This window comes from Amycolatopsis sp. NPDC089917, assembly GCF_040684635.1.
Taxonomy (GTDB): domain Bacteria; phylum Actinomycetota; class Actinomycetes; order Mycobacteriales; family Pseudonocardiaceae; genus Amycolatopsis.
Genome location: NZ_JBFBGL010000075.1, coordinates 26,272 through 35,669, shown reverse-complemented (window position 1 = coordinate 35,669; position 9,398 = coordinate 26,272). Strand labels below are relative to the sequence as shown.

The 9,398-nt window shown below is 69.7% G+C and carries 8 protein-coding genes; 1 reads left to right on the top strand and 7 read right to left on the bottom strand.

The features are described from left to right. Nucleotides 1-103 precede the first annotated feature (103 nt). The 4 genes from AB0N89_RS35570 to AB0N89_RS35555 all read right to left on the bottom strand — a co-directional run bounded on the left by AB0N89_RS35570 (nt 104) and on the right by AB0N89_RS35555 (nt 5,494). Complete coding sequence (locus AB0N89_RS35570) at nt 104-2,362, bottom strand: bifunctional SulP family inorganic anion transporter/carbonic anhydrase (RefSeq protein WP_364214238.1); 2,259 nt, start codon at nt 2,360-2,362, stop codon at nt 104-106. Between the two features lie 239 nt (nt 2,363-2,601). Continuing rightward, nucleotides 2,602-3,882 (bottom strand): adenosylmethionine--8-amino-7-oxononanoate transaminase, encoded by a 1,281-nt coding sequence (locus tag AB0N89_RS35565; RefSeq protein ID WP_364214235.1) that lies wholly within the window; start codon nt 3,880-3,882, stop codon nt 2,602-2,604. A 25-nt stretch (nt 3,883-3,907) separates the two neighbouring features. Further along, on the bottom strand, nt 3,908-5,116 hold the full coding sequence (locus AB0N89_RS35560) for a cytochrome P450 (protein ID WP_364214232.1): 1,209 nt from the start codon (nt 5,114-5,116) through the stop codon (nt 3,908-3,910). Between the two features lie 24 nt (nt 5,117-5,140). Then, entirely contained in the window at nt 5,141-5,494 is a 354-nt protein-coding gene (locus tag AB0N89_RS35555; RefSeq protein ID WP_364214244.1) for an SRPBCC domain-containing protein, read from the bottom strand. 125 nt (nt 5,495-5,619) lie between these two features. Between AB0N89_RS35555 and AB0N89_RS35550 the strand changes: the two genes are divergently transcribed. Continuing rightward, entirely contained in the window at nt 5,620-6,243 is a 624-nt protein-coding gene (locus AB0N89_RS35550; protein ID WP_364214229.1) for a uridine kinase, read from the top strand. 4 nt (nt 6,244-6,247) lie between these two features. Here AB0N89_RS35550 and AB0N89_RS35545 read toward each other — a convergent pair whose 3' ends face one another. The 3 genes from AB0N89_RS35545 to AB0N89_RS35535 all read right to left on the bottom strand — a co-directional run bounded on the left by AB0N89_RS35545 (nt 6,248) and on the right by AB0N89_RS35535 (nt 9,225). After that, nucleotides 6,248-7,405: a glycosyltransferase family 4 protein gene (locus tag AB0N89_RS35545; protein ID WP_364214226.1), complete on the bottom strand. Its 1,158-nt coding sequence runs from the start codon at nt 7,403-7,405 to the stop codon at nt 6,248-6,250. A gap of 79 nt (nt 7,406-7,484) precedes the next feature. Next, nucleotides 7,485-8,537, bottom strand: a complete 1,053-nt coding sequence (locus AB0N89_RS35540) for a C40 family peptidase (RefSeq protein ID WP_364214223.1) — start codon at nt 8,535-8,537, stop codon at nt 7,485-7,487. Between the two features lie 445 nt (nt 8,538-8,982). Further along, the gene (locus tag AB0N89_RS35535; RefSeq protein WP_364214220.1) at nt 8,983-9,225 is read right to left on the bottom strand and encodes a hypothetical protein; all 243 of its coding nucleotides are present in this window, start codon (nt 9,223-9,225) and stop codon (nt 8,983-8,985) included. Nucleotides 9,226-9,398 lie beyond the last annotated feature (173 nt).

Here is a 9,398-nt window from a genome sequence, read left to right as displayed (position 1 = left end):
GATCGGCCGCCCGGCCAACTCCGGGTCACGTCCTGAATGTCCGTGAAGGCCTCCTTGAGGGACCCTGGGTCCCTCAAGGAGGCCTTCACGGACTTCCGATCTCTCAGGACTTCACCGGCGAAGCGGCCGAAGTGAACGACCGGTGCGCCGCGTCGAGCAGGTACACGTTCGCCTTCCCGACGTCGAAGTACATCCCCGTGAGCCGGAGGTCACCTCGCGCCAGCGCGACCTCGACCACCGGGTACGAACGCAGGTTTTCCAGTTGCTGCACCACGTTGTGCAGGGCGAGCCGGTCGCCCTCGTGATCGGGACGGACACCGTCGAGCAGCACCGGCCCTTCGCTTTGGCTGCGCCGCATCGTCGTCTCGCCGTGACGCAGCCAACCGCCGAGATGCGCGAGCCCGGCAGGCGCGTCGCCGAGCAACGCCTTCATCGCCCCGCAACCGGAATGCCCGCACACCACCACTTCCCGCACGCGCAGCAGACCGACGGCGTACTCGATCGCCGCTCCCACCGAGAAATCCGCTTCGGCACCGGCGTGCGGGACGAGGTTTCCGATGTTCCGCACGGTGAACAGGTCGCCCGGCCCGCTGGTCGTGATCAGATTCGGCACGATCCGCGCGTCGCCGCAGGTGACGAACAGCGTGTGCGGCTGCTGGCCGTTCGCCAGCCCGTCCCAGGTGGTCCGCAGCAGCGGCGCCGTCCGCCGCTGGAATTCCGACGCACCGCGGCACAACGGGACGCTGCCGCCGCGCTGGCTCGGCAGTTCGAGGTGTTCGGCCTGCCATTCCGACCACGGCGCGAGCCAGCGCGGCACCACCCGGGACGCGACACCGCGGCGCACGGTCGGCACGCCCGCCTTGCCGCGTTCGAACCACGGATGCCCGATCTCGTCGACGATCACGACTCCGCCGCCGCGTTCGTACGCGCGCTGCCATCCGCGCAGGCAGTCGAAAGCGGCGTGGTCGAGGTAGTCGACGAAGAGTTCCAGGGTCACTTCCGAACGCGCGGGGACTTCGGCGAGGACGGTCGTGAGCCTTGGCACGGAAAGGAAAGTGAGCGCGCCTTCGATGACGACCCTGGTCCGCGAACCGTCCTGTTCGACGTGGATCCCGGAGAACAGCATCCGGCGCAGCATCAGCGCGAGCGCCACCGCGATCCCCGCGGCGACACCGGTGAGCAGGTTGACGGCGACCGCGCCGAGCAGGGTCGCGAGATAGACCGGCAGGTCTCCGTGGCGGCGGACCTCGCGCAGATTGGCCACGTTGACCAGTTTCGCGCCGACGTAGACGAGGAGACCGGCGAGCGCGGCGAGCGGGATCAGCCGCAGCGCGCCCGCCAGGAACAGGCAGCAGCCGAGGATCCAGACGCTGTGCAGGATCGCCGAAGCCCGGGTGCGGGCGCCCGCTTCGAAGTTGGTCATGGTGCGCACGACGACGCCGGTGACCGGGAATCCGCCGAGCGAGCCGGCGGCGACGTTCGCCAGGCCCTGCCCGATCAGTTCACGGTTGAGGTCGGTGCGCGGGCCGTCGCGCAGTTTGTCGATGGCGACGGCGGAAAGCAGGCTCTCCAGGCTGGCGATGAGCGCGATGGAGAGGACGGCGGCGATGACCGCCGCCCAGGACCCGGACGGCGCCTCGGGGACGAAACCCAGCCCCGGCAAGCCGTTCGGGAGGTCGACGCGCGGCAGGTCCATGCCCGCCACGACGGAAAGGCCGGTCGCCAGCGCGACGGCGGCGAGCGGACCGGGGACGCGGCGCACCGAACGCGGCATCCGGGTCCACACCAGCAGGACGCCGACGGTGACCACGCCGACGACCGCGGCCTGGTCGTGGTGGCCGACGATCCGGCCCGGCAGCGCGAGGATGTTCCCGATCGTGGAACTCCCCGCCACCCCGCCGAGCACGACGTGCAGCTGGCCGAGGACGAGGATCAGCCCGATCCCGGCGAGCAGGCCGTGCACGATGGCGGGCGAGATGGCCAGCGCGGCGCGGGCGACCCGGCTGACGCCGAAGAGGATCTGGACCACGCCTGCCGCGGCGGTGATCGCGCAGGTGGCCGCCCAGCCGAAAGCGGAGATGGTCTCCGCGATGACGATGGTCAGCGCGGCGGACGGGCCGCTGACCTGGAGGACGGAAGCCCCGAAGAGGCTCGCGACGATGCCGCCGACGACGGCGGAGACGAGTCCGGCGAGCAGAGGGGCTCCGGCGGCGTGTGCGACGCCGAGCGAAAGCGGGACGGCCACGAGGAAGACGACGACCGAAGCCGGGATGTCGTGGCGGAGGTTCTTCAGGAGGGTCGATGTGGGATTGCGACGGCCCGGAGGCCCGGTGTCGTGCTCGTCACCAACGATGTCGATCATGGGGGCAGGAAACCCGATCGGCGCGCAAAAGTCCGCTACGCAAAGGTTTCTCAGGTTTGCTTGTGCATCAGAGAACTAGGGCATAACGCCTTTTCACGACATAACACCCGAGAGGGGTCTCGATCGGACTCGCCCGTTCGCTTGACCCCGATCATCCCGCGACCACGCTCTGTACCCAGCGTGGCCTTTGCGGATTGCTGTGGCCGTCGTCACACTCTTTCGGTTGAATTCGTCCCGTTTCAGGCTTTTTGCGCGGCCGCGACCACGGCCGAGGTGATCGTCGCGAGGTCTTCCGCGTCGGAGATGTAGGGCGGCATCGTGTAGATCAGGTTCCGGAACGGGCGCAGCCAGACGCCGTTCGCGGTGAGCACGTCGGTCGCGATCGCCATGTCCACCGGGTGGTCCAGTTCCACCACGCCGATGGCACCGAGCACCCGCACGTCGACGACCGAAGACAGCTCGCGAGCCGGTTCGAGACCGGCCTTCAGCGCGGCTTCGATCCGCGGGACGTCGGACTTCCAGCCGCCTTCGGCCAGGATCCCCAGCGAGGCGTTGGCGACGGCCGAGGACAGCGGGTTGGCCATGAACGTCGGGCCGTGCGCCAGCACCGGCAGCTCGCCGCGCGAAATCCCGTCGGCGATCTCCGGCGTGCACAACGCCGCCGCCATCGTCAGGTAACCGCCGGTCAGCGCCTTGCCCAGGCACAGGACGTCCGGTGTGACCCCGGCGTGCTCGGCGGCGAACATCTTGCCGGTGCGCCCGAAACCGGTCGCGATCTCGTCGAAGACGAGCAGCACGTCGTTGGCCTCGGAGATCTCGCGCAGCGCGCGCAGGTACGCGGGCGGGTGGAACCGCATGCCCCCGGCACCCTGCACGACCGGCTCGACGATGATCGCGGCCAGCTCGCCCGCGTGCCGCTCGATTTCGCTCGCGAGCAGGTCCAGGTAGGCCTGATCCGGCTCGTCGCCGAAGCCGCCGGGAGGCTTGGGCAGGAACAGCTGCTCCGGCAGGATCCCGCGCCACAGCGAGTGCATCCCGCCCTCGGGGTCGCAGACGCTCATCGGCGTGAACGTGTCGCCGTGGTAGCCGCCGCGCCAGGTCATCAGGCGCCGCTTTTCCTTGCGCCCCACCGACTGCCAGTACTGCAGGCACATCTTGACGGCGACCTCGACCGACACCGAACCGGAGTCGCACAGGAAGACGTGCCTCAGTCCGTCCGGGGCGAGGTCGACCAGCGTCTTCGCCAGCCTGATGGCCGGCTCATGGGTGAGCCCGCCGAACATCACGTGACTCATCCGGCCCGCCTGCTCGGCCAGCGCCGCGTCCAGCACCGGGTTCCGGTAGCCGTGGATCGCCGCCCACCAGGACGACATGCCGTCGACCAGCTCGCGGCCGTCGTCGAGGGTGAGCCGGACCCCGCTCGCCTCGCGGACCAGCAGGGAGTCGATCGGGCTCGGCATCGGCCCGTACGGGTGCCAGACGTGTTCCGCGTCGAGGGCGAGGAGTTCGGCGGCGTCCATCCGGCGACCCTACGACACGCCCTTCTCAGCGCAGGCGCACAGGGAGGGTTTCGAGGCCGTGGACGAGGGTGCTTTCCCGCCACCGCAAGGTTTCCGGGTCGGCGTCCAGGCTCAGGCCGGGGAACCGCTCCAGAAGGCCGCGCAACGCGATCTCGGCCTCCAGCCGGGCCAGCGGGGCGCCGACGCAGTAGTGGATCCCGTGCCCGAACGCGAGATGCCCGGTCGACTGCCGCGTGACGTCCAGCCGATGCGGGTCTTCGAACCGCTCGGCGTCCCGGTTCGCGCCGATCAGGGAGACGAGCACGAACTCGTCCGCCGGGATCTCGACGTCGCCGACCGGGACGGGTTCCCGGGTGAACCGGATGGTCGCCAGGTGGATCGCGCCGTCGTAGCGCAGGAACTCCTCGACCGCTCCGGGCAGCAACGCGGGATCGGCGCGGAGCGCGGCCAGCTGTTCCGGCTCCCGCAGCAGCGCGAAGACGCTGTTCGCGATCAGATTGACCGTCGTCTCGAACCCGGCCACCAGCAGGAGGAACGCCATCGACAGCAGTTCTTCGCCGGAGAGCGAGTCGCCCTCGTCGCTGGCGTGGATCAGACCGGAAAGCAGGTCATCGGCGGGCTCGGCGCGCTTCTCCGCGATGAGGTCGACGAGGTACGCGTGCATCTTCGCCGCCGCTGCCTGGAGTTCCTCCGGCGTCGACCAGGCGAGCATCGTATTCGACCACTTCGCGAACGCCGGCTGGTCGCCCGCGTGGACGCCGAGCAGTTCGCAGATCACGCGGATCGGCAGCGGGACGGCGAACGCGGGCAGCAGGTCGACGCGCTCGGCGTCGCCGATGTCGTCCAGCAGCTCCGCGGCGATCTGCTCGATCCTCGGCCGCAGCCGGGAAACCGTGCGCGAGGTGAAGGCCTGGTTGACCAGTTTGCGCAACCGCGTGTGGTCCGGCGGATCCGAGTTGAGCATGTGCCCGCTGAGCGCGCGCACGGCGCTGTCGCCCGCGGATTCGAAGCCGCCGCGTTCGAAGAGGCGCCTGGCCTCGGCCGTGTCCTTGCCGACGCGGGGGTCCGCGAGCACGGCGCGGGCCTCGGCGTGGCCGGTGACGAGCCAGACCTCCAGGCCGCGCGGCAGGCGCACCTTCCGGACCCGGCCGCCTTCCCGCAGCAGCGCGGAGACCCGGTGCGGTTCCTGGACGAAGTCCCAGGCCAGGGTCTTGAGATTTTCGGCTGCCCCCATCGGTGCGCCTCCCCAGCGCGCCGGTCAGCGTTCGGCCAGCGCGGCCACCACTCGCTCGGTCACTTCGGTCCAGTATGCCCGCTGTTCTTCGCGTTCGTCGGCGCCCGCGAGCCATTCCTGATGAAAACGGAGGGTGGTCTTCTGGTCGGTTCCGCTTACCGTGATCTGCAGGGTCGAATCGTGGTCCCAGTCTTTCGGCCGCCAGGTCAGCCTGAGCTTGTCGCCCTCGGCACGACCGCGGATCTCGCCGGTCGTCCCGTTGGCCGTCTCGTAGGTCGTGCCCAGCTCATCGCCGAGTTCGGCGCCCGGACCGAGCCAGATCCCCACGCCCTCGCGTCCGACCAGGAAGTCCCACACCTGGGTGCTGCTGTACGGCACCGTCTGGGAAACGCCTACCTGCCAACCACTTCCGGCTGTTTTGGCCGTTGCTTTGGTCACGCAGGCCATCATCCCATCGGGTGTACCGTGCGACAGTCACCGGTCCGGGTGGAGGATCTCTGTCTGTGCGCTACCGTCCGATTTCTCCCGCTCTGCTGGTCTCCGAACTGACCGAACGCATCACGGCCATCACGGACCGCCGCCGGATCGCGGTCGCGATCGACGGCGCGGCCGGTGCGACCGACACCACAGAACTCGCCGACGCCCTGGTCGATCCCCTGCGGGTCGCCGGTCACGCGGTACAGCGGATCTCGGCGAACGACTTCCTCCGCCCCGCCTCGCTGCGTTTCGAACGCGGCAAAGAGGATCCGGACTCGCGCTACACCGACTGGCTCGACCTCGGCGCCTTGCGCCGCGAGGTGCTCGACCCGCTCGCCGAGGACGGCAGCGGCCTGGTCCTGCCCTCGCTGTGGGACCCGGTGCGCGATCGCGCCACCCGGGCCGAACGCGTCGAAGTGCCCGAAGGCGGCGTCGTCCTGCTGGACGGCGAATTCCTGTTCGGCGCCGGGCTCGCTTTCGATCTGAGCGTGCACCTGTGGCTCTCGCCCGCCGCGCTCGAACGGCGGGTACCCGACGCGTGGGCGCTCCCCGCTTACGAGCGCTACGAACAGGAAGTCGACCCGGCTGCGCTGTCGGACGTGGTGATCCGCGTCGACGATCCGAAGCACCCGGCGCGCTACGAACCCTGACCGCTCAGCGCACGGCCGCGACCGGGTCGCCGTCGAGCAGGCCGGAAAGCCTGCCCGCCATGGTGTCCCAGCGCCAGTTCTCGCTGACCCATTCGCGGCCCGCGGCGCCCATGCGCCGCGCCCGCACCGGATCGGCGAGCAACGCGGCCAGCGTGTCCCTCAGCTGCTGCTCGTCGCGGCCGTCGACGACGTGCCCGGTGACCTCGTCCAGCACCGTTTCCGGCGCGCCGCCGGAGTTCCCGGCGACGACCGGCAGCCCGGTCGCCGAAGCCTCCAGGTACACGATGCCCAGGCCCTCGACGTCGAGTCCCTTACCGCGCGTCCGGGCCGGCATCGCGAAGACGTCGCCCGCGTTGTAGTGGGCGGGCAACTCCTTCCACGGCACCGATCCGGTGATGACGACGCTGTCCTGGACCCCCAGCGCGTCGACGAGCCCGGTGAGCGTCTTGCGATACGGGCCGCCGCCGACGATCAGCAGCGCCACGTCCGGGATCCGCTCGCGGAGCTCGGGCAGGATCTTGATGAGCATGTCCTGGCCCTTGCGCGGCACCAGCCGCGAGACGCAGACGATCGTCGGACGGTCGCCGAGACCGTGCCGATCGCGGATCTCCTTGCCCGCGGCGTCGTCCGGCCGGTAGAGCTCGGTGTCGACGCCGCACGGAAGCATCTCCAGCCCCGCCATCGGGCCGAAGGCGGCCGAAAACCGGGAGCGCGTGTACTTGCTGACGTAGGTGATCACGTCGACGGTGTCGCCGATCCGCCGCAACGCCTGCCGTGACCCCGGGAGCATCGACCAGCCGACCTCGTGGCCGTGCGTCGACGCCAGCACCCGGCGGGCACCCGCCGACCGCAGCGAATGCCCCAGCAGCGCCAGCGGCGCGGCGGCGCCGAACCAGACGGCCTCGCAGTCGCGGGCGCGCATGATCTCCTTCGCCCGCTTGAGAACGTCCGGTGTCGGCAGCATCAGGGACGTCGGATGGCGCACCACCTCGAACGGGGCGGCGGCGTCGAACTCGCCGTGCGAGCCGGTGCTCGATTCCCAGGACGGGGCGTAGACGACGAGGTCGTCCGCGGGCAGGCGGGTGGCCAGCGAGTTCAGATAGTTCTGGATGCCGCCCGGCCGGGGCGGGAAGTCGTTGGTCACCAGCAGGGTCCTCAGCACCCCTGCAAGGCTACTTGGCCCCGGACACGCGAAAGGGGCGGCACCGCTTGCGCGGCACCGCCCCTTTTCTCGCTGTTCGTCAGGCCGTCGGGCGACGGGCTCCGACGTAGTTGTTCTGCAGCGGCGACACCTTGACGACGTCACCGGTGGTCGGCGCGTGCACCATCATGCCGTTGCCGACGTACATGCCGACGTGCGAGACCGGCGAGTTGTAGAACACCAGGTCGCCCGGCTGGAGCTGCGACCGCTGCACCGGGGCGCCGAAGGTCGACTGCTGACGGCTGGACCGCGGCAGGGTGAGCCCCGCCTGCTTGTACGCCCACAGCATCAGACCGGAGCAGTCGAAGGACGACGGACCGGTCGCACCCCAGTCGTAGGGGCTGCCGAGCTTGCTCTTCGCGGCCGAAAGGGCCGCGGCGGCCTCGGGACCCGGGGCGGGCAGATCGGGGAACGCGCCGCCCTTGTCCTTCTGGGAGTTCCGGTCCGCGGCGCTCAGGTTGCCGCTGGCCCGCTGGATCTCCTTGAGCTGGTCGTCCAGCGTCTTCTTGCGCGCCTCGATGTCCGTCGTCAGCTTGGCTGCGGCGTCACGGGCGGAAGTGGCCGTGTTCTGGGCGTCCGCCGCCTGCTTCGCGGCAGCGGCGGACTGGGCGACGGCACCGCTCAGGTTGCCCAGGGCGGTGTTCTTGTTCGCCGCGAGGACTTCGAGCGCCGACGAGCGCTCCAGGAAGTCCTGCGTCGACGCGCCCGACAGCAGCGAGGACAGCTTGTTCAGCTGCACACCGCTGGTGAAGGAAGCACCGGCGAACTTGTTCACCTCGTCCTGGAACGTTTTCTCGTCACCGGCCGCCTTGACACCGAGGTCCTTGGCGGAGGCGGCGTCGGCGGTGGCCTTGTCGAGCTCGCCCTGCTTCGCGGCGAGGTCGTCCTTCGCCTTGAGGAGGTCTTCGTTCGCCTTCTCGGCCTGTGCCGCGAGGTCGCGGTACTTGGCGAGGGCGTCCGAGCCGGAGGGGGGCTGCTGGGGGGCGGGGGCTGGGGCTGCAGTGGCAGCGGGCTGGGCGACCGTTACCGCGGTGATCACCGCGGCCGCGGCCAAAGCTCCTGACACCACGCGCTTGACTGGATGCGACTGCACGGTCGCGCGTGTCTCCTTTGCTGTCGGCCACCGACGCAGAACCCGGGACGAAGAGGTCGGGGGCCCTCTTCCACGGAGCCGCGTCGCCGACCGTGAGGCCCGCGCGGTTCCCCGCGTTCCCGCCTTGCGCCTGGCCGAGTGCTATCGCAACAGGTTTGGCGCACGGCTGGTTCTGGTGCAGCTCCCCGACAAAGCTGCTTCAGTGGCGATCCCGCGTAGCCGTCTGGCGACGACTTCCGGCCACGAGATCTCGGACAGGTTACGAAACCCCGGGCACCGCGTCCACCATGGCAGGCGCAAAAACTCTCCGTGATGCGCCGAAACACCTTCGGACCAGCATGAGCGGAAAGTTGTGACGGGCGTTACATCCTGGGGCTGATCTCGACTACCTACCGTTCACCTGATCGGATCGACCACTCGTCGAATGTCCCGGTCGAGGTGTGTCTCAGGCCGACTTCCGGCGCTCCTGTCCGACGATCTCGACCATCCGGAGGCGCGGGACCATCCCGGCTTCGGCGAGCGCGTCGACCGCCTTCCGCTCGTCGGCGTCCCATTCGAGCGCGAGTGGCGCGCCCAGGAGAACGCTGACGACACAGTCATGACACGCGTCACCGCGGACCGCGCACCGGTCGCAATCGATGACGAGCGTCTCTATGTCCGCTATATCGGCGATGGCCTTGTCGTCCATCTCGGGCTCCTCACTTTCAGTGGTGAGGTGCACATTAAGAGCGACCACCGACAGTTTCGGGAGAGCGAAGGCGCCGGTACCGAATCGGCCGGGCCGGCGGCATCCCGTCCACGAAGGGCGTCCTCTAGTCCCGCGTTTCGTCCTCCGGATGCGGTGGTCCGCACCGCGGCGCC